Genomic DNA, 20,211 nt, shown 5'->3' on the forward strand with positions numbered 1-20,211 from the left:
AAAAAACGGCTAAAGATTACTCCTTAGCCGTTTGTATATTTAAGTTTTGAAAGTTTATCCTAAAAACGCTTTCAATTCTTCGTAAGTTTTAATTTTAGTACTTACTTTTTCTTTGTTTAATACGCTTTCTATTTGCGCAGGAATTGGTAAAGTTACTCCTAAAGCAGGTTCTACCACATCTAAAAACTTGATAGGATGAGCGGTTTCTAAGAAAACACCAATGGCATTTGGATAATTTTCCAATTCTTTTTTCAATCCTAAATAACCTACGGCTCCGTGTGGTTCGGCAATGTAACCATCGGTGTTGTAAATGGTTTTCATAGCAGCCAGAGTCTCTTCGTCAGTATAGGTATAAGAAGAAAAGTCTTTTTTGAACTGCTCCAAATCGTTTCCATACATTTCTTGAATACGGATAAAGTTACTTGGATTTCCTACGTCCATAGCATTCGAAATCGTAGCAATAGATGGTTTTGGATCGTAGATTCCGTTCACTAAGAATCTTGGAACGGTATCATTCACATTCGTAGCAGCTACAAAATGTTCAATAGGCAAGCCCATTTTCTTAGCGATGATACCTGCACAAATGTTTCCGAAATTCCCACTTGGGCAAGAAAATACTAATGGTTTGTTTTGTCCTTTCAAGGCTTTGTAAGCAAAAAGGAAGTAAAACATTTGTGGCAACCAACGCGCAATATTAATTGAGTTAGCAGAAGTCAGATTTTTATGCGCCAAAGTTTCATCTAAGAACGCCTTTTTAACCATATCTTGACAATCGTCAAAAACACCATCCACTTCCAGCGCTTTGATATTTTGTCCCAGCGTAGTCAATTGTCTTTCCTGAATGTCGCTTACTTTTCCTGACGGATACAAAATCACCACTTCAACACCTTGTACACCAAGGAATCCGCTGGCAACCGCTCCTCCGGTATCACCTGAAGTTGCTACCAAAACAGTATTGCTGTTGTCTTTTTTATCTTTGTTGAAATAACCCAAACAACGCGACATAAAGCGAGCTCCAACGTCCTTAAACGCCATCGTTGGTCCGTGGAATAATTCCAACGAATAGATGCCGTTTTCAACCGGAACAACTGGAAAATCAAAGCATAACGTTTCAGCAATGATTTGTTTTAGAGTTGCTGTTGGGATTTCGTCACCCACAAATTGTTGAATTGCTTCAAAAGCAATTTCCTCGTGGCTTAAGTTTTCGATATTGTCGAAAAAAGATTGTGGAAGCGGCGTGATGCTTTCCGGAAAATACAATCCTTTATCGGCTGCTAATCCTTGTATTACGGCTTCCTGAAAAGAAACTTTTGGTGCGTTATGATTTAAACTGTAATATTTCATTTTTTTTATAGTCCTTAGTTTATTAGTCCTTAAAGATTTATAGTCCTTAGTCCATAGCTTTATTTTTTATGAGTCCTTAGTTTGTTAGTCCATAGTCGTTAGTAGTAAAATTAGGGACTATGGACTAAGCACTCGGGACTAAATCACTTTCATTCCCGTATCGTTCACTTTACACACATGGATTTCATATGGTAAGTTGATTGCGTCGTAAACGGCACTCATGCCTTTGGCAATTTTTTCGGCGGTTTCTTTTCCTCTGCTTAACGCAAAAATAGAAGGTCCTGAACCTGAAATTCCTGAACCCAAAGCCCCGTTTTCGTAAGCTGATTGTTTGATTAAATCAAATCCAGGAATCAATACGCTACGCAAAGGCTCCACGATTTCGTCGTGCAAAGAACGTCCGATTAAATCGTAATCCTGAGTGTACAATCCCGCTACTAATCCGCCGACATTTCCCCATTGCGTAATAGCGCTTTTTAAAGAAACGTTTTGTTTTAATACCGAACGGGCATCAGATGTTTTTAATTCAATTTGCGGATGAATTACCGTAGCAAATAATTCGTTAGGACTATCAATTTTGATAATGTCCAAAGGATTCGAACTTCTTACCAACGTAAAACCACCTAAAAGGGCAGGGGCAACGTTATCAGCATGGGCATTTCCCGAAGCCAGTTTTTCACCCTGCATGGCAAATTTTACCAATTCTTTTCGGCTAAACGGATTGCCTAATAATTCGTTTGCTCCAAAAACCGCTCCCGCAGAACTTGCCGCCGAACTACCAATTCCGCTTCCGGCTTTGATGTGTTTGTAGATTTCGATTTCGAACCCAAAATCGGCTTCAGTTTCTTCCAACATCGCCAATAAAGCTACTCCGGCTACGTTTTTTTCGGCTTCCAAAGGTAAATTGGCACCCTCTATTTTAGTAATGCGAACCCCTTTTTCAGCTGATTTTCGAACAATCATTTCGTCACCTACATTGTCTAAACACAATCCCAGTACGTCAAATCCGCAGGAAAGGTTCGCAATGGTTGCAGGACAAAATACTTTTACTTCATTCATTTTTTTATAGTTTCTGAGTGACAAAGTTTCAAAGCGGCAAAGTTTCGTATGTAAACTTTGAAACTTTGCGACTTAGTATCTTAGTTACTCTTTTTAAACATTTCCAATTCTGATTACATCGGCAAAAATTCCCGAAGCTGTAACCGCCGCACCGGCACCAGCACCTTTTATCAATAAAGGCTGGTCCACATAACGATCTGTGTAGAATAAAACAATATTGTCTTTTCCTTCTAAGTTATAGAACGGATGGTCTTTTGTGATAAATTGTAATCCTACATTCGCTTTTCCGTTTACAAATTCAGCAACAAATTTTAAGCGGCTGTCTTTTGCTTTAGCTTCCGCCAAAATACCTTCAAAATGGCTATTGTATTCAATCAAAGATTTGAAAAAATCTTCATTGTTAGTCGTTGCCATACAGGCTGCCGGCAAGAATGATTTGTTTTCAATATCTTCAATTTCCATTTTGTATCCGCTTTCGCGAATTAAAATCAGAATTTTACGGGCTACGTCAATTCCGCTAAGGTCAATTTTAGGATCCGGTTCTGTGAATCCCTGAACTCCTGCTTCTTTAACGACATCATGGAACGAATTGTTTTCGTCAAAATTGTTAAAGATAAAGTTCAAACTTCCAGATAAAACCGCCTGGATTTTGTGTACTTTATCACCCGAAGCGATTAAATTTTTTACTGTATCGATAATTGGCAATCCAGCACCTACATTGGTTTCAAACAAGAAAGGAGCATTGTATTGTCTTGATAATTTTTTCAAATTCTTGTAATTGTCAAAAGCCGAAGCACAGGCAATTTTGTTACAAGTTACCACACCTACACTTTGTTTTAAGAAACGCTCGTAGATAGCTGCAACATCTGCATTGGCAGTGATGTCTACAAAAATGGAGTTTCGTAAATTTAACGCTGCTACTTTTTCGATAAATAATTCTTTGTTAGCTGTTTCTCCGTTTTCAAGAGCTGCCTGCCATGAATTTAAATCGATAGCATCTTCGTCAAAAAGCATTTTTCTTGAATTCGATAATGCAATTACACGAACATTGATTTTTAGATTTTCTTTTAAGAATTTCTTTTGTTGGTGGATTTGCTCGATGAATTTCTCACCTACATTACCCACACCCATTACAAATAAATTCAATTGTTTTGTGTTTTCTTCAAAGAAATTCTCGTGCAAAGTGTTTAATGCTTTTTTAACGTCTCTTTCGTTGATTACAGCCGAGATATTTCTTTCGGAAGCACCCTGAGCAATCGCTCGGATGTTTACGTTATTTTTACCCAAAGTACTAAACATTCTTCCGCTTAGTCCCTGGTGGTTTTTCATGTTTTCACCTACTAATGCAATGATGCAAAGATTTTGTTCCACAATGCAAGGATCGATTTTGTTTTGAGCAATTTCGATTTCGAATGCTTTGTTGATGGCATTTTCGGCAACATCAGCATCTGAATTTAAAATTCCGATACAGATAGAATGCTCAGAAGAAGCCTGAGTGATGAAGATAACATTGATGCCTTCATTTGACAACACTTCGAAAAGTCTTTTTGAAGAACCTGAAACTCCAATCATTCCCGGACCTTCCAGAGTGATCAAAGTAATATTGTCGATATGGCTAATTCCTCTTACAGGCATGCCATTTGAAACAGAAACATTAGAAATATAAGTTCCTTCGGCTTCCGGCTCAAAAGTATTTTTGATATGAATAGGAATGTTTTTTCTTAGTACCGGCTGGATTGTTGGCGGATATAAAACTTTCGCACCAAAATGCGACAACTCCATGGCTTCCTGATATGAAATAGTAGCAATAGGTTGAGCTTGTTTTACAATCTTAGGGTTAGCAGTAAACATACCGTTTACGTCAGTCCAAATTTCTAATTCATCCGCATTTAAGGCTCCTGCTAAAATTGCTGCCGTGTAATCAGAACCTCCACGACCTAAAGTAGTGTTGATTTCGTCTAAAGATGAAGCAATAAAGCCAGGCATCACTACAACTTGAGCATCATTGTTAGCAAAAAATGCAGTAGCTAAAGCATTTGTTACTTCAAAGTTTACAGCTGCTTTTCCGTAATTATTGTTGGTTTTAATCAACTCACGGCTGTCTTTGTAATTGCTATTTTTAAGATTTTGTTTTAAAGCTTCGGCAATGATGTATGAAGAAAGTAATTCTCCAAAACTTAAAATAGTATCTGAAGTTCTTGCAGATAATTCGCCAAGAAGGAAACAACCGTCTAAAATAGTTTCCAGATGGTTGATGATTCTTTTTATGTGACTTAATAAACTGCTCTGCTCGCTTACAGGAATTAATTCTTTTAAGGCGTCTAAGTGTTTTTTTTCGATTTCAGCAACGATTTCTTTGTAACTTTCGTCGTTAGCTGCTGCTTTTGAAGCTGCTAATTGCAACAAATCAGTTACTTTGCTAAGCGCAGAAACCACTATGATTAGTTTGTCTTTTTTGGCTTTGTTTAGAACAATATCTAAAACCAGTTTTATATTTTTTGCATTGGCAACCGAAGTTCCGCCAAATTTTAATACTCTCATTTTGTTTGTTTTATTTTAAAATGCACTATTTTTTATACAGCCAACATCTTTCTTTATTTAATAAAAGCATGTATAAATCAGGATTATATGTAAAGAAATATACCCCTAAGGGGTGGTAGTAGTTGTAACAGAAATAGTAACCCAAATTTGAGTTGTTATCAAAGACTGATATGTTGTTCTGTTGTTTTTCATAATCGTTCCCAAAAATACAGTTTTTTATAAAAATCAAAAACCCTTATCTCGGTTTTTGTGAATAATTTTAAAAAAACAGCAAATATATGTTTTTAGTAGCTTTTATTATAGCTATTAGTCTTTAATTTTTTGCAAAGAGTTCTTTTTTTTAACATAAAATGAAAAAGAAAAGAAATGTAGTGGTGAGCGTTTTTAAAATGATTCGGTCAAACTTGAGTGTTACTTTGAAGCATTATTTATTTTAAGTTGAAAAAAAATCTATCATTAATTGTTTGTTTGAGAGTAGAGCAGGTTTGAATTTTGACGGTTATATAGTATTTTGTTGTTTTTTATTTTGCAGTTAAAAGCTATGCTGGGTATAAAAAAGGAAGTCTAGAAGCTATAATTTTTTAAAATACCTTTAACATGAAATAAAAAAAAGTATTTTTGCTGTCTAAAAAATAAAGTAAAACAATGTCAATAAACAGTATTTTCCAATTTTTAGTACCAAAGGATAAAAAATTCTTTCCACTTTTTGAAGAAGCTTCAAGTAATTTGATTGAGTTAGCTTCTAATTTACACGAAGCTGTAAATCTTCCTTTAAAAGAAAGAGAAGTTCTTTTTCATAAAATTGATGAATTAGAACAAAGAGGAGAAGATATTACACGTCAGACAAATTTAGAATTGAGTAAAAACTTTATTACGCCGTTTGACCGTGAAGATATTCACTCGTTGGTAACTTCTATTGATAACGTTGCGGATCGTTTGCACGGTGCTTCCAGCATTATGCGTTTGTATCAGGTGGACAAGATTACAAAATCAATTAGAAAATTGACAGAAATTAATCTTGAGGCTTGTCAAAACATAGAAATTGCAGTTAAAGAATTAAGAGATTTTAAAAACGCACACAAGATCAAAGCGGCTTGTGCTAAGATTTCTAAGTTAGAAAATAAATCAGACAACGTTTATAATAAAGCTGTTTTTGAAATTTTTGAAAACGAAACAGACGCGAAGAGCATCATTAAATACAAAGAAGTATTATCTATTTTGGAATCAGCTACAGACAAATGTAAGAGTGTGGCAAGTGTTTTAGAATCTATTGCGGTTAAACATTCTTAATTTAATTATTCTTTTGAAGTAATAACGTATGACTTTACTTATCACAATTATAGTTTTAGCACTTGTATTTGATTACATTAACGGTTTTCATGATGCGGCTAATGCTATTGCAACGGTAGTTGCTACAAAAGTGTTGACTCCTGTTCAGGCGGTTATTTGGGCTGCTTTTTTTAATTTTCTGGCCTATTGGGTTTTTGGTTTAGGAGTGGCTAATACAGTTGCAAAAACTGCTGATGCCAGCCAAATTAATTTAACTGTAATACTAGCTGGGGTTATTGCAGCAATTGCATGGAATTTAATTACCTGGTGGCAGGGAATTCCATCGAGTTCTTCTCATACATTGATTGGGGGATTTGCTGGGGCTGCGATTGCACATGCGATTGCAATTCATGGTTTTTCTGATTATACTATCATTGAAGATGGCGTGCAACATACAAAACATTGGTATGATATTGTAAGCTGGTACAAAGCTGGAAAAGATGGAGGGATGCCTTCAGGAGTTGTTGTTATTATCGCTTTCATTGTTTTAGCACCTTTATTGGGGGTTTTAGCTTCTTATTTTTTATCAATTTGGTTATTGAATACTTCACGTAAAAGTTTTGGTCCTAAGTTGTTTACCGTTGCATTAATGGTGGCAACAGTTTGGTTTGTTAATAGCCAGTTAGTTTCCTACGCTGATATCGAAAAACCTCGATTTGAGTCTCATTTTTGGAGTGTAATATTTGAATCTCATAACATCAAATGGTTTTTGGTAGCTTTTATTATTTTGTCCATTTCAACATTTGCTTTGTTTTTTAGCAGTTTGAATTTACATAAATCAGAGGCTGTTTTGAAAAAAATGCAGTTATTATCGTCGGCAGCATTTAGTTTAGGTCACGGTGGAAATGATTCACAAAAAGTAATGGGTATTATTGCGGCAGCAGTTGCGGTTTATATCAAAACAAGTGGGGTGGATATTATGACTTTACCGGATTGGTTGCAAGTAGTTCTTCCGGATGATGATAAAGGAATTAAAGGTGTAATGCCAGAATGGATTCCGTTAGCCTGTTATACGGCTATTGCTGTTGGTACCTTGAGTGGTGGATGGAAAATTGTGAAAACAATGGGGTCTAAAATTACTAAGGTAACTTCTTTTGAAGGAGTGGCAGCTGAAACGGCTGGTGCTTTGACACTTTATTTCACAGAGCATTTTAAAGTACCGGTGAGTACAACACATACCATTACAGGATCGATTATTGGAGTTGGTTTGACCAAGCGTGTTTCGGCTGTAAGATGGGGAGTAACAGTTAGTTTGTTATGGGCTTGGGTATTGACAATTCCTGTTTCAGCTCTTTTAGCAGCAATCTGTTATTACATATTAAATATTTTTATGTAAAAATAGATTTCAATTTATAGAAAGCCATCCGATTCGTCGGATGGCTTTTGTTTTTTAGTATAAAATTAGTTGGTCATGTTGTATTTGTTATTAAGTGTTATTTGTAGTGTAGCTGTAGGAGTGATTTTTAAAATAGCCCGTAAAACAGCTGCTAATGCGAAGCAAATTGTACTGTTTAATTATGGTTTTGCTTTGTTGCTTTGTTATTTTGTTTTTGCGCCTAATGTGCAACTTATTGCTTCAGACGCACCTTTTTCATTGTATATTGGTTTAGGGATTTTATTGCCTGTTGTCTTTTTGTTTTTAATTGCTTCCATCAAAAATATAGGTATTGTAAAAACGGATGCAGCGCAAAGATTGTCTTTGTTTATTTCGCTTTTAGCAGCTTGGATTTTGTTTAAAGAAGCTTTTGCTATTGCTAAAGTAATTGGGATTTTGGTGGGTTTTTTGGCTTTGTTTTGTGTTTTGAATAAGACTGCTGATTCGGATAAATCTAATTTTAAATACCCGGTTTTGGTGTTTTTGGGTTTTGGAGTTATTGATATTTTATTCAAAAAAGTAGCAGCTTTTACAGCTGTTCCTTATACCACTTCATTGTTTGTGATTTTTGGAATAGCTTTTTGTTTTATGTTGCTCGCAGTTATGTATGAGTTATTGATTCAAAAAATATCTTTCGAATTAAAAAATCTAGCTTTTGGTTTGGTTGTTGGTTGTTTCAATTTTGGAAATATCTTATTTTATTTAAAAGCACACCAAGCTTACTCCGCAAATCCATCCACTGTTTTTGCAGGGATGAATATGGGAGTTATTTTGCTTGGAAGTATAGTAGGAGTATTAGCTTTTAAAGAAAAACTATCAAAATTGAATTACGCAGGATTGGTTTTAGCGCTTCTTTCGATATTGTTTATTGTTCTTTCGGTTTAGTTGTTCCATCTAATTTGAAATTCTTTTCAATAGCTTTAATCATTTCTTCGGCAATATCTTTGTTGGTTGCAGTTTCAATACCTTCCAGTCCTGGCGAAGAGTTTACTTCGAGTAATAAAGGTCCTTTTGTTGAACGTATAATGTCTACTCCGGCTACTTTCAAATCCATTGCTTTAGCGGCTTTGATGGCAATTTTCTTTTCTTCCGGTGTGGCTTTGATAACTGAAGCTGTTCCGCCAAGATGAATATTAGCTCTAAATTCGCCTGGCATGGCTTCTCGTTGAATTGTAGCTACTACTTTTCCGTCAACTACAAAAAGGCGCAGGTCTTTTCCGTTGGCTTCTTTGATAAACTCCTGAACCAGTATATTGGCATTCAGACTTTTGAAAGCATTGATAACACTTTCGGCAGCTTTTTTGGTTTCTGCTAAAACGACTCCTTTTCCTTGAGTTCCTTCCAGTAATTTTACGACTAATGGAGGTCCGCCAACCATTTTGATTAAATCGTCCGTATCGAGTGGAGAATTAGCAAAACCAGTCGTTGGGATTCCAATTCCACTATGAAGCAGTAATTGCAAAGAAAAGAGTTTGTCTCTGGATTGGGTTATAGCGGTTGATGAATTCAGACAAAATACATTCAATGCCTCAAACTGACGTGTTAAAGCACAGCCGTAAAAGGTAACACTTGGACGAATTCGTGGGATAATAGCATCAAATTCGTTCAGGATTTTTCCTCCACGATAATGAATTTCTGGTTTTTTGGCATCCAGTTTTATGTAACATTCTTTGATGTTTAAAAAATGCATTTCATGTCCACGCATTTCTCCGGCTTCCATAATTCTTTTATTGCTGTACAGTTCAGAATTACTAGCTAATAAACCAATGCGTAAACCGTTTGGCTTTTTTTCTGAATTCTTATATATTTCCTTCAGATTATCATTACTAGGTTCTCCTAATAGGAATTGTTGTTCCGGATCGACTAAAATTCTTCCACTCATAGCTTCGCGACCCAATAACATTCGGAAACCCATAGTATCTCTATTCGTTAAAGTCACCTCGATAGGCCAAGTCGCTTCACCAATTTTTAGACTCGTTTGAATAACATAGCGTTGCTCTCTGAATCCGCTAGAGCTTTTTACAACTCTTTTATCTATCAAAGGAGCTTCACAGTGTATAATTGTTTTAGAGTTGTTTTGGATAGGATTAATATCGAATTTTACCCAATTAGATTCGTCTTTGATAAAAGGGGCGATATTGATTGCGTGCAGGGCAGAAGTCTTTGCTCCTGAATCGACTCTTGCTTTAATTGTAGGTATTCCTAAATCAGGAAAAGAGCACCATTCTTCGCTACCTACGACAACTTTATTCATTGTTTTTTTATTGAAATTTACAATATCAAAAGTAGTTATTTGTTTTTCTGAAGAAAGAAAACAGTGTTAAATGAATAAACCCGTTATGTTATGAAAACGTAACGGGTTTTATTGTTTTGAGGAAGGCTTGGTTTATAAATTAGTAGCTTCTCCTGCTTTTTGAATTTTTACTGTTAATTCTTGAGAACCATCTTCGATATCCATAAAGATTTCGTCTCCTGCTGCAATTTTTGATGTAATGATTTCTTCTGCAAGTGCATCTTCAACATATTTTTGAATAGCTCTTTTTAGAGGTCTTGCTCCAAATTGCTTATCAAAACCTTTCTCTGCTATAAATGCTTTGGCTTTATCAGATAATTTTAAAATATATCCTAAATCAGCAATTCTGGCATATAGTTTTTTCAATTCAATTTCGATGATTAGATCGATATCGTGTTTTTCTAATGCGTTGAATACAATTACATCATCAATACGGTTTAAGAATTCAGGTGCAAAAGTTTTCTTCAGAGCATTTTCGATAATGCTTTTTGAGTTATCATCTGCCTGAGCAGCTTTTGCAGCAGTACCAAAACCAACACCCTGACCAAAGTCTTTTAATTGTCTGGCTCCAACATTGGAAGTCATGATGATGATAGTGTTTTTAAAGTCAATTTTTCGACCTAAACTATCTGTTAAGAAACCATCGTCAAGAACTTGTAATAACATGTTGAACACATCCGGATGTGCTTTTTCAATCTCATCCAAAAGTACTACGGCGTATGGTTTTCTACGTACTTTTTCAGTTAATTGTCCGCCTTCTTCGTAACCTACGTATCCCGGAGGAGCACCAATTAAACGTGAAATAGCAAATTTTTCCATGTATTCGCTCATGTCAATTCGAACTAAAGCATCTTCAGAATCGAAAAGCTCTCTAGCTAAAATTTTAGCCAACTGTGTTTTACCAACACCAGTTTGTCCTAAGAAAATAAAGGAACCAATTGGTCTGTTAGGATCTTTCAATCCTGCGCGATTTCTTTGGATAGAACGAGCAATTTTAACAACAGCTTCTTTTTGACCAACAACTTTACTTTCAATAAGTTCTGGTAGTTTAGCTAATTTATTACTTTCGGTTTGTGCAATACGGTTCACAGGGATTCCGGTCATCATAGAAACTACATCAGCAACATTGTCTTCTGTTACCTGAATACGGTTGCTTTTAGCATCTTCTTCCCATTGTTCCTGAGCGATAGCTAAATCTTTTTCAAGACGTTTTTCGTCGTCACGAAGTTTAGCGGCTTCCTCGTATTTTTGTTTTTTAACTACAGCATTTTTTAATTCTCTAATTTCTTCCAATTGACGTTCTAAGTCTAGTATTTTCTTAGGAACTTCAATATTGGTAATGTGTACACGAGAACCAGCCTCGTCCATTGCATCGATAGCTTTGTCTGGTAAAAAGCGCTCCGACATATATCGGTTCGTTAATTTAACGCATGCTTCGATAGCTTCCGGTGTATAAGTTACATTGTGGTGGTCTTCGTATTTGTTTTTCACATTATTCAAAATAGTGATTGTTTCGTCAACAGATGTTGGTTCCACAATAATTTTTTGAAAACGTCTTTCTAAAGCACCGTCTTTTTCAATGTATTGTCTGTATTCATCTAAAGTTGTTGCCCCAATGCATTGGATTTCACCTCTGGCTAAAGCAGGTTTGAACATGTTTGAAGCGTCAAGTGAACCTGTAGCTCCACCAGCACCTACGATAGTGTGAATTTCGTCAATGAAAAGAATGATGTCGTCATTTTTCTCTAATTCGTTCATCACCGCCTTCATGCGTTCTTCAAATTGTCCTCTGTATTTAGTACCAGCAACTAAACTGGCTAAATCTAATGTAACTACGCGTTTGTTGAAAAGAATTCTGGAAACTTTCTTTTGAATAATGCGTAAAGCCAAACCTTCGGCAATAGCAGATTTACCCACTCCTGGTTCACCAATTAATAAAGGGTTGTTTTTTTTGCGACGGCTTAAAATTTGACAAACACGCTCAATTTCTTTTTCGCGTCCTACAACAGGGTCTAATTTTCCTTCTTCAGCCATTTCTGTTAAATCTCTACCGAAGTTGTCTAAAACAGGGGTTTTTGATTTTTTGTTTGACTTATTAGCAGGATTATTAAAATTCCCCTCTTTTAGACTGTCATCTTGTCCTAAATCGTCATTGTAAGAGTCTGTAGCTCTTGGTAAGTTCTCTAAGAATTCTTCTTCGTTTGGTGTCATATTCAAATATTGTTCTTTGGCTACATCATAATCTATTTTTAGTTTATTCAATAGCTTGGTTGTAGGATCGTTTTCGTTTCTTAAAATACATAGTAACAAATGTGCTGTACTGACTGACGGGCTTTGGAAAACTTTAGCTTCTAAAAAGGTCGTTTTTAGGGCTCGTTCCGCCTGACGTGTCAAGTGCAGGTTTTTCTTTTCTAAGTTACTATCTATTCCTGGGATTGCAGGGCTTAGGATTTCTACCTTTCTACGTAAATGATCCAGGTCTATAGATAAGTTGTTTAATATCTGTATTGCTTTACCATTACCATCTCTAAGGATACCAAGCATCAAGTGTTCTGTCCCAATGAAGTCATGACCCAGTCGTAAAGCTTCTTCTTTACTATAGGTAATAACATCTTTTACTCTTGGTGAAAAATTGTCATCCATAATCTTTATTTCTAGTATTGTAAATTTAGTGAATTACTAATTGAAAAACAAAAACCGTACCTAAGTACTTATGTCAGCTAATAGACAAAAAAAATGAGACAAATACTTGTTTTTTCTGTGAAAATAGTAAACAAAAGCGATGATTACTTTGTTAATAAATCGTTGAAATTAGTGTTTCGAAAAGCTTTTAAAAATTTCAAAAATCCGTATATTGGCACGTTTTGAAACGAATATAATTAATTAATATAACAACTTATGTCTGAAGGAGAAAAGTTAATTCCTATTAACATAGAAGACGAAATGAAATCAGCTTACATTGATTATTCAATGTCGGTAATTGTATCCAGAGCACTTCCTGATGTTAGAGATGGATTGAAACCTGTGCATCGAAGAGTTCTTTATGGAATGTATGATTTAGGAGTAACTTCAAGATCTGCTCATAAAAAATCGGCGAGAATTGTTGGGGAAGTTTTAGGAAAGTACCACCCGCACGGAGATACTTCAGTGTATGACACCATGGTGCGTATGGCCCAGGAGTGGAGTATGCGCTATTTATTAATTGATGGACAGGGTAACTTTGGTTCTGTTGATGGAGATAGTCCGGCAGCAATGCGTTATACCGAGGCCAGAATGAAAAAGATTTCAGAAGAAATCTTAGCGGATATCGAAAAAGAAACAGTAGATTTTCAATTAAACTTTGATGATACTTTATATGAACCAAAAGTAATGCCTACACGTGTTCCTACTTTATTAGTAAATGGAGCAACGGGTATTGCGGTTGGTATGGCTACTAATATGCCACCTCATAATCTTACTGAGGTTGTAAATGGTACCTTAGCATATATTGATAATAATGAAATTGAAATTGATGAGTTAATGACTCATATTAAAGCTCCTGATTTCCCAACCGGAGGTGTGATTTATGGTTATGAGGGAGTTCGTGAAGCTTTCAAAACAGGTAGAGGACGTGTGGTTATGCGTGCCAAAGTTAATTTTGAAGAAGTTGACGGAAGAGAGTGTATCATTGTAACTGAAATTCCTTATCAGGTTAACAAAGCAGATATGATTAAACGTACTGCCGATTTAGTTAACGAGAAAAAGATTGAAGGTATTGTAAACATTCGTGATGAATCGGATCGAAATGGTATGCGTATCGTTTATATTTTGAAACGTGATGCTACGCCAAATGTAGTTTTGAATACCTTATTTAAATTTACACAATTACAATCTTCATTTAGTGTAAATAATATTGCATTGGTTAAAGGGCGTCCTCAAATGTTGAATCTTAAAGATTTGATTCATTATTTTGTGGAGCACCGTCATGATGTAGTTATTCGTAGAACACAATTTGAGTTACGCAAAGCAGAAGAAAGAGCGCATATTTTAGAAGGATTGATCATTGCTTCGGATAATATTGATGAAGTAATTGCTTTAATCAGAGGTTCAAAGAATACAGAAGAAGCTCGTGAAAAATTAATTGAAAGATTTAAACTTTCAGATATTCAGGCTCGTGCTATTGTTGAGATGCGTTTACGTCAGTTAACAGGTCTGGAGCAAGATAAATTACGCGCAGAATATGAAGAGTTGATGAAGTTAATCGATCACTTGAAAGCTTTATTGGCTGATGTGAATTTAAGAACGGATTTAATTAAAGAAGAATTAATTGAAATTCGTGATAAATATGGTGACGAACGTCGTTCAACAATCGAGTATTCTGGTGGTGATGTAAGTATTGAGGATTTAATTGCCGATGAAAGTGTGGTAATTACTATTTCGCATGCAGGTTACATCAAACGTACTAATTTATCGGAATACAAAACACAAAACCGAGGTGGAGTAGGACAAAAAAGTGCTGGAACCAGAGATCAGGATTTCTTAGAACATATGTTTGTGGCTACAAATCACCAATACATGATGTTCTTTACTCAAAAAGGAAAATGTTTCTGGATGCGTGTTTACGAAATTCCAGAAGGAACTAAAACTGCTAAAGGAAGAGCTATCCAAAACTTGATCAACATTGAAAGTGATGACAAAGTAAAAGCATTCATTTGTACTCAGGACTTAAAAGATCAGGATTATATCAAGACGCATAATTTAGTAATGGTTACTAAGCAAGGTCAGGTTAAGAAAACTTCTTTAGAGAAATATTCTAAACCAAGAGCTAATGGAGTGGCTGCAATTACAATTAAAGAAGGTGATGAATTAATGGGAGCTGAATTAACTAATGGGGAAAGCCAAATTATCCTTGCAGTTAAATCAGGTAAATTAGTTCGTTTTGAAGAAACTAAAACGCGTCCGATGGGAAGAACTGCTTCGGGAGTTCGCGGAATTACTTTAAAAGATGAATCTGATGAAGTAATCGGAATGGTAACTGTTGATAAAGATGCTATTAGCGAATCACAAATTTTAGTTGTTACTGAAAATGGATATGGTAAACGTACGAAGTTAGTAGATGATGATGGTGAAGATGTTTACCGAATTACAAACCGTGGAGGTAAAGGGGTTAAAACGCTTAATATTACTGAGAAAACAGGACAATTAATCTCTATTTCTGCCGTTACTGATGCTGATGATTTGATGATTATCAATAAGTCAGGATTAACAATCAGAATGGCAATTGAAGATTTAAGAGTGATGGGACGTGCTACTCAGGGAGTTAAACTTATTAACTTAAAAGGTAGTGATTCGATCGCAGCAGTTGCTAAAGTTATGAAAGACGACGAGGAGCAGGTAGTTGTTGATGAAAACGGAAATGTTATCGAAGACGCTACAATTGAAAGAGTTAAACCTGTTCTAGAAGTTTTAGAAGATGACGGTTCAGTAGAAGATGATGAAGACGAGGATGAAGAAGAAGTTCTTGATGATGAAGCCGATGATTCAGACGACGACGAATAAATTTTAGAATAAAAAATATAAATATTAAAAGTGAATAATTATGAATACTAAATTTATAATGCTATCATCGGCTTTGTTGCTATCTGTGGCTACTTTTGCTCAGAAAAAAGAATTGAAAGCGGCTGATAAAGCTGCAAAAGCAGGCGATATGAAAGAAGTGTTGGCTGTTTTAAAAGCAGCAGAACCATTAATTGCAAATGCTACTGATGAAGAAAAGGCTCAGGCTCTATTTTTAAAGGCAAATGCTTATATGGATTTTGTTGAGAAAAAAGTAGATACCGATGCGAATATGAAATTAGCTGCCGATACATATAAAGAGCTTTTGGAGGCTGAAAAAACTTCTGGAAAAGTTAAATATTCAACTCAGGCTGCTACTTCAATTGCCAGAATTAAAGGTTTATTAATTAATAGTGGTATTGAAGCAACTAAAGTAAATAATAATATTGGTGGTGCTCAAAAATTATACGAAGCTTATTTGTTAGATAAAAAAGACACCATAAACCTATATTATGCTGCTTCAACTTATGTTAGTGCAAAAGATTATGATAAAGCAATGGAGCTGTATTCTGAATTAAAAAAAATCAATTATTCAGGAAAAGGAACAGAATATTTAGCTGTAAGTAAAGTAAACGGGCAAGAAGTTGGTTTTGCTTCTGCTGCTGAAAGAGACCGAGCGGTTAAATTAGGTACTCATGAAAAGCCAAGAACGGAAGAGATTCCTTCAAAAAGAGGTGAGATTTATAAAAACATGGCATTGATTTTAGTAGAAAAAGGACAAATTGCTGAAGCAAAACAAGCAGTTGCTGATGCGGTAAAAGCAAATCCTGAAGATTCCTCATTAAAATTGACAGAAGCTAATTTGTATTTACAAACTAAAGATTTTGATAAATACAAACAGATTATTACGGAAGTTTTAGCTAAAAATCCAAATGATGCTGGTTTAGTATATAATTTAGCTGTAATTGCTTCTAATAACAATAATAATGCAGAAGCGGAGAAATATTACAATAAAGCGATCGAATTAAAACCTGATTATTTGAATGCATATATCAATTTGGCTGTTTTGAAATTACAGAATGAGAAACCTATTATTGAAGAAATGAATAAGTTAGGAACTTCTGATAAAGATAATAAGCGTTATGAAGTACTTAAAAAGAAAAGAGAAGATTTATTTAGAAGTACCTTGCCTTATTTGAAAAAAGCTTACGAATTAGATCCTGAAAATGCAGATATCATTAAAACGCTTTCAGGTGTATATGGAGCTTTAGAAATGACAGCTGAAAAGAATGCTTTAAAAGCAAAAATGAAAAAATAATTTTTTAATTATTTATTGTGAAAAACCATCTTTGAAATTATCGAAGATGGTTTTTTTACTTTATAAAGGCTTTAGTTTTATTAGTAATTTAGCAATCCAATAAAAGAGAATTTAATAAATGATAACGATCAATAATAAAGTACAATTTGCTAAAGAAAATGTACTTTTTGTATTTGCTTTAGAAATGGAAGCAGCAGCAATTTTTGAAAAACTTAATACGTTGTTTGTAGGTGTAGGGAAAGTAAACGCAGCTTATGAATTGACTAAAGCAATTTATGAACGCAAACCCGATTTAATCATTAATTTAGGTTCGGCTGGAAGTAGTCGATTTAAAAAAGGAGATGTAATATGTTGTTCTCAATTTGTACAAAGGGATATGGATGTTAGAGGATTGGGAGTTGAGCAATATGTTACTCCTTTTGCAAATATTCCTTCGGTTTTAGAGTATGGTTTTAAAATAGAGACGCTTCCGCAGGGTATTTGCGGTACTGGAGATAGTTTTGAAATGGAGCATACCGAGACAAAATATGATGTTGTTGATATGGAAGCTTATGCGCTGGCAACTATTGCTATGAAAGAAGAAATACCTTTTTTGTGTCTCAAGTATATTTCTGATGGCGCCGATGATAATGCTGCAGAGGATTGGCCCGTTTTAGTTCACAAAGCTGCAGTTGCATTTGGGGAAATATTTCAAATTTAATTTAATTACAACTTATCGGTCCAATCTGAAGTTTTTATTGCCGAAACAAGGTTTTCTGCGTTCATGAAAACACGTAATTCCTTGTTGGCTACTTTTTTGGTATACAAGGCTTTAAATCTGTAAATGTTAGTTTGATTGTTTTGATTTTGATACACTTCAACAAATTGAAGATCGATAAAATTGCCATACCACATTCGGTATTTCGTACAGGTTTTTGATAATTTTTCAATAGTTATATTGTTAATTACAGATGCTGTAGCTTCTTTTGGAGTAAAAGCTTTGAATTTAGAAGTGTTACAGGTCATTAAAACTCGTTTACCTAATTCGTAAGCCTTTATTTTTTGACTGTTGTTGATTTGGTTTGAGGTTAGTTTTACTATGTCATTTTCTTTAGGTTCGTTGTAGTTTACTTTTTTTGATTTACAAGCCGCTAAAGTTAACAAACACATGATTAGTATTGCTTTTTTCATTTTAGTTTTATTATTTTCTATATTTTCTAACGATTATATGTTGCAAAAAGTATATGAAATAAATAAAAGTTGACTTTTTTGAAAAAACACATGCAATTTTAATCTGCTTGTTTTTTTATAATGATATAAAAACTATAAATTCAACTGAAGTGCATAGCAGTTCTTATCTTCTTTGGTAATACTAAAAACAATGCAATCATCAGAAATATTTTCATGTATTACAACCTGATCTCGAAGCGAAAGTTCTTTCATAAAATTCATTTCAAAACTTTTAACTTTTTGTTTCAAAATAATATTTTCATCTACTAAATCCATACACCATTCTAGATATTTGACATTGTTTACATGATTTACAATATCTAAATCAGATAAAATAACGGTTTTACTAAAGACTTCTTCTTTGTCAGGATTAATATCAATTTTAGAAAATCCTTCCTGAGTAGCTTTAACATCTGGAAATAGTTCAAAATGATCGTGTTTTAAGCTCAATAATTCAGGTCGACGAGTTTTGGTATTAAAAACTGCCCAAAATGTTTCGCATCCGGCTATTTTTTTACCATTCAAATACATTTCCATGGCACGAACTGAGCGCGAATTTTCCAGACTGTTAATCCATGTTTTTACAGTAACCGTATCTTTCCATTTAGGTAATATAACTATTTCTACACGCATTCTGCTCAACACCCAAGCCTGATCAAATTGCTGCATATCTGTGAAGCTAATCCCGCCAATTTCGGCATGCTCTGCAGCTGTAAGTTGCAAAAGATTGCATAATTCGGTGTATTTTAAATTTCCAGAAGGCAAACATTGGGTAAAATTGATTTCGAAATCTTTGCTTAAAATGGAAGTGAAGTCAGGTGAAATTGGCATTGTATTTTTTAATAAATAATTTAAACCATTTGTAGTCTGACAAAAATAATGATGATTCTTTGAATAGTATACTTTTTAAAGTTTTAATTTATTTTAACTCCAATATTTAATTGTATTGTTTTAGAATTATCATAAAAAGAAACAAATTCAGGACTAGTATTTATTTTGTATTTTGAATAAATATAACTTACTCCTGCAAAAGCAGAAATTAACTGTGTTAATTTGTAGTTTGTATTGAATCCAATTCTGTAATTAGTTCCGTCTTGATGTCCAAAATTTCGATCTTCAGATTTGAATTTCAATTTCGCAGACCCTATGCCCAAGTAAGGTTTTAAATTAAAGTTATTAGAGAGTTTGATTTCATATCCCATTTTTCCATATAAAGAAGTGTATACTGAATTGTTGATGTTTCCTGCTTTAGTGATGTCTGTTACTGTATAATTGATATGTTCATATCCTATTCCTACTTGAAAATGTTTCAATTCGATACAATCAAAATTCATTCCTATTCCAATCTTAGGTTTATTAGCTTTTGACAAATAGTTATCACCAAAACTATTTGGTATAATCCCATAGAGTCTAAATTCTGGTTTGAAAGCTAGAATACCTTTTGTGTTTTTTTCTTGTCCGTAAGATAGCTTTGTACAGAATAGTAAAACGAATAGAATATATTTCATGATTAGTAGGTAAGATTATAAGTTACAGGGGTATCATTTATAGGAATGATAACTGTTTCTTCTTTAGACGTAATAGTAGAATTAGAATAATCGATGATGGTATATTTTAATGTAATGTTTTGATTTTTAATTACATTGTAAAATGTCTCTACATAATCAGAGTTGTCTGGTAGAAGATTTGGATTTATCCAAAATTCAGGTAATTTTCCTTCTATTTTTATGTTTTCTAATCGTGTGTTTGTTGAAGTTCTGTTTAAAACTAAATTTAGATTAGTAATGGATTCTTTTTTATATAAAGTAATTTTATTTAAATCTAGTTTATAGTTTTTGAAATTGATTTTTTTAACACTAAATTCTTTTTCCTGAAATTCATTTGCTTGATTGATTTGATTATTGATTGAAATGGAAATTTCATTATCATTTTTTGGTGTAGGGAAAATTAAGCTAAAACTGCCATCTTGATTTGATTTCCCGAAAGAAATTAAATCGGAATTTGAAAATAAAGTACCTCCTCCATTTATAGTAACTTCAATATCTTTATTAGGTAAAGAATTCCCATTTTCATCAATAAGCTTTCCGGTTAGTACAATTTTAGTTTCGCCATCATATTGTATTTCGCAGGAAATAAGGCATAGTAAAAAACAAAATAACAATATCTTTTTCATCTCAAATGGATTTGATTGAGTTAAAGATAATGTTT

General features: G+C 34.1%; 15 protein-coding genes. 6 read left to right on the plus strand and 9 right to left on the minus strand.

Annotation, left to right across the window (positions count from 1 at the left end):
• Window positions 1-54: 54 nt before the first annotated feature.
• The 3 genes from thrC to thrA form a co-directional block, all read right to left on the minus strand.
• The gene (gene thrC / locus AAEO59_RS12600; RefSeq protein WP_341701103.1) at window positions 55-1,344 is read right to left on the minus strand and encodes a threonine synthase; all 1,290 of its coding nucleotides are present in this window, start codon (window positions 1,342-1,344) and stop codon (window positions 55-57) included.
• 138 nt (window positions 1,345-1,482) lie between these two features.
• A complete protein-coding gene (locus AAEO59_RS12605) occupies window positions 1,483-2,403 on the minus strand; it encodes a homoserine kinase (protein ID WP_341701104.1) in 921 nt (306 codons plus the stop codon).
• Window positions 2,404-2,496: 93 nt separating this feature from the next.
• On the minus strand, window positions 2,497-4,944 hold the full coding sequence (gene thrA / locus AAEO59_RS12610; RefSeq protein ID WP_341701105.1) for a bifunctional aspartate kinase/homoserine dehydrogenase I: 2,448 nt from the start codon (window positions 4,942-4,944) through the stop codon (window positions 2,497-2,499).
• Window positions 4,945-5,589: 645 nt separating this feature from the next.
• On the opposite strand from thrA, the gene AAEO59_RS12615 reads away from it, so the two are divergent.
• The 3 genes from AAEO59_RS12615 (at window position 5,590) to AAEO59_RS12625 (ending at window position 8,533) form a co-directional block, all read left to right on the plus strand.
• The gene (locus AAEO59_RS12615) at window positions 5,590-6,234 is read left to right on the plus strand and encodes a DUF47 domain-containing protein (protein WP_066329103.1); all 645 of its coding nucleotides are present in this window, start codon (window positions 5,590-5,592) and stop codon (window positions 6,232-6,234) included.
• Window positions 6,235-6,262: 28 nt separating this feature from the next.
• Window positions 6,263-7,609: an inorganic phosphate transporter gene (locus AAEO59_RS12620; RefSeq protein ID WP_341701106.1), complete on the plus strand. Its 1,347-nt coding sequence runs from the start codon at window positions 6,263-6,265 to the stop codon at window positions 7,607-7,609.
• A gap of 75 nt (window positions 7,610-7,684) precedes the next feature.
• Complete coding sequence (locus AAEO59_RS12625) at window positions 7,685-8,533, plus strand: EamA family transporter (protein WP_341701107.1); 849 nt, start codon at window positions 7,685-7,687, stop codon at window positions 8,531-8,533.
• Here AAEO59_RS12625 and rimK read toward each other — a convergent pair.
• Both rimK and AAEO59_RS12635 read right to left on the minus strand, forming a co-directional pair.
• Window positions 8,514-9,902 carry a 30S ribosomal protein S6--L-glutamate ligase gene (gene rimK / locus AAEO59_RS12630; protein ID WP_341701108.1) on the minus strand — a complete coding sequence of 463 codons (1,389 nt, stop codon included), beginning with the start codon at window positions 9,900-9,902 and terminating at the stop codon, window positions 8,514-8,516. The two genes, AAEO59_RS12625 and rimK, sit on opposite strands and share 20 nt — an antisense overlap.
• 132 nt (window positions 9,903-10,034) lie before the next feature.
• Window positions 10,035-12,584, minus strand: coding sequence for an ATP-dependent Clp protease ATP-binding subunit (locus tag AAEO59_RS12635; protein ID WP_341701109.1), 2,550 nt, complete (start codon window positions 12,582-12,584; stop codon window positions 10,035-10,037).
• A gap of 255 nt (window positions 12,585-12,839) precedes the next feature.
• On the opposite strand from AAEO59_RS12635, the gene gyrA reads away from it, so the two are divergent.
• From gyrA to AAEO59_RS12650, 3 genes are all read left to right on the plus strand, one after another.
• The gene (gene gyrA / locus AAEO59_RS12640; protein WP_341701110.1) at window positions 12,840-15,479 is read left to right on the plus strand and encodes a DNA gyrase subunit A; all 2,640 of its coding nucleotides are present in this window, start codon (window positions 12,840-12,842) and stop codon (window positions 15,477-15,479) included.
• 40 nt (window positions 15,480-15,519) lie between these two features.
• Window positions 15,520-16,794, plus strand: a complete 1,275-nt coding sequence (locus AAEO59_RS12645) for a tetratricopeptide repeat protein (RefSeq protein ID WP_341701111.1) — start codon at window positions 15,520-15,522, stop codon at window positions 16,792-16,794.
• A 118-nt stretch (window positions 16,795-16,912) separates the two neighbouring features.
• Complete coding sequence (locus AAEO59_RS12650) at window positions 16,913-17,494, plus strand: 5'-methylthioadenosine/S-adenosylhomocysteine nucleosidase family protein (RefSeq protein ID WP_341701112.1); 582 nt, start codon at window positions 16,913-16,915, stop codon at window positions 17,492-17,494.
• A 5-nt stretch (window positions 17,495-17,499) separates the two neighbouring features.
• On the opposite strand, the gene AAEO59_RS12655 is transcribed toward AAEO59_RS12650, so the two are convergent.
• From AAEO59_RS12655 to AAEO59_RS12670, 4 genes are all read right to left on the minus strand, one after another.
• Complete coding sequence (locus AAEO59_RS12655; RefSeq protein WP_341701113.1) at window positions 17,500-17,964, minus strand: hypothetical protein; 465 nt, start codon at window positions 17,962-17,964, stop codon at window positions 17,500-17,502.
• Window positions 17,965-18,096: 132 nt separating this feature from the next.
• Window positions 18,097-18,834, minus strand: coding sequence for an acyl-[acyl-carrier-protein] thioesterase (locus tag AAEO59_RS12660; protein ID WP_341701114.1), 738 nt, complete (start codon window positions 18,832-18,834; stop codon window positions 18,097-18,099).
• An 83-nt stretch (window positions 18,835-18,917) separates the two neighbouring features.
• Window positions 18,918-19,511 (minus strand): outer membrane beta-barrel protein, encoded by a 594-nt coding sequence (locus AAEO59_RS12665; RefSeq protein ID WP_341701115.1) that lies wholly within the window; start codon window positions 19,509-19,511, stop codon window positions 18,918-18,920.
• Window positions 19,512-19,513: 2 nt separating this feature from the next.
• Window positions 19,514-20,176, minus strand: coding sequence for a hypothetical protein (locus tag AAEO59_RS12670; RefSeq protein WP_341701116.1), 663 nt, complete (start codon window positions 20,174-20,176; stop codon window positions 19,514-19,516).
• Between the last annotated feature and the right edge of the window lie 35 nt (window positions 20,177-20,211).

Source organism: Flavobacterium flavipallidum (assembly GCF_038289905.1).
Taxonomy (GTDB): domain Bacteria; phylum Bacteroidota; class Bacteroidia; order Flavobacteriales; family Flavobacteriaceae; genus Flavobacterium; species Flavobacterium flavipallidum.

Bases quoted from the DNA above. Each gene is read 5' to 3' on its own strand.
- AAEO59_RS12625 (WP_341701107.1), top strand. From the start codon at position 7,685: ATGTTGTATTTGTTATTAAGTGTTATTTGTAGTGTAGCTGTAGGAGTG.
- AAEO59_RS12655 (WP_341701113.1), bottom strand. From the start codon at position 17,964: ATGAAAAAAGCAATACTAATCATGTGTTTGTTAACTTTAGCGGCTTGT.
- AAEO59_RS12645 (WP_341701111.1), top strand. From the start codon at position 15,520: ATGAATACTAAATTTATAATGCTATCATCGGCTTTGTTGCTATCTGTG.
- AAEO59_RS12635 (WP_341701109.1), bottom strand. From the start codon at position 12,584: ATGGATGACAATTTTTCACCAAGAGTAAAAGATGTTATTACCTATAGT.
- thrC (WP_341701103.1), bottom strand. From the start codon at position 1,344: ATGAAATATTACAGTTTAAATCATAACGCACCAAAAGTTTCTTTTCAG.
- thrA (WP_341701105.1), bottom strand. From the start codon at position 4,944: ATGAGAGTATTAAAATTTGGCGGAACTTCGGTTGCCAATGCAAAAAAT.
- AAEO59_RS12605 (WP_341701104.1), bottom strand. From the start codon at position 2,403: ATGAATGAAGTAAAAGTATTTTGTCCTGCAACCATTGCGAACCTTTCC.
- rimK (WP_341701108.1), bottom strand. From the start codon at position 9,902: ATGAATAAAGTTGTCGTAGGTAGCGAAGAATGGTGCTCTTTTCCTGAT.
- AAEO59_RS12615 (WP_066329103.1), top strand. From the start codon at position 5,590: ATGTCAATAAACAGTATTTTCCAATTTTTAGTACCAAAGGATAAAAAA.
- AAEO59_RS12670 (WP_341701116.1), bottom strand. From the start codon at position 20,176: ATGAAAAAGATATTGTTATTTTGTTTTTTACTATGCCTTATTTCCTGC.
- gyrA (WP_341701110.1), top strand. From the start codon at position 12,840: ATGTCTGAAGGAGAAAAGTTAATTCCTATTAACATAGAAGACGAAATG.
- AAEO59_RS12620 (WP_341701106.1), top strand. From the start codon at position 6,263: ATGACTTTACTTATCACAATTATAGTTTTAGCACTTGTATTTGATTAC.
- AAEO59_RS12660 (WP_341701114.1), bottom strand. From the start codon at position 18,834: ATGCCAATTTCACCTGACTTCACTTCCATTTTAAGCAAAGATTTCGAA.
- AAEO59_RS12650 (WP_341701112.1), top strand. From the start codon at position 16,913: ATGATAACGATCAATAATAAAGTACAATTTGCTAAAGAAAATGTACTT.
- AAEO59_RS12665 (WP_341701115.1), bottom strand. From the start codon at position 19,511: ATGAAATATATTCTATTCGTTTTACTATTCTGTACAAAGCTATCTTAC.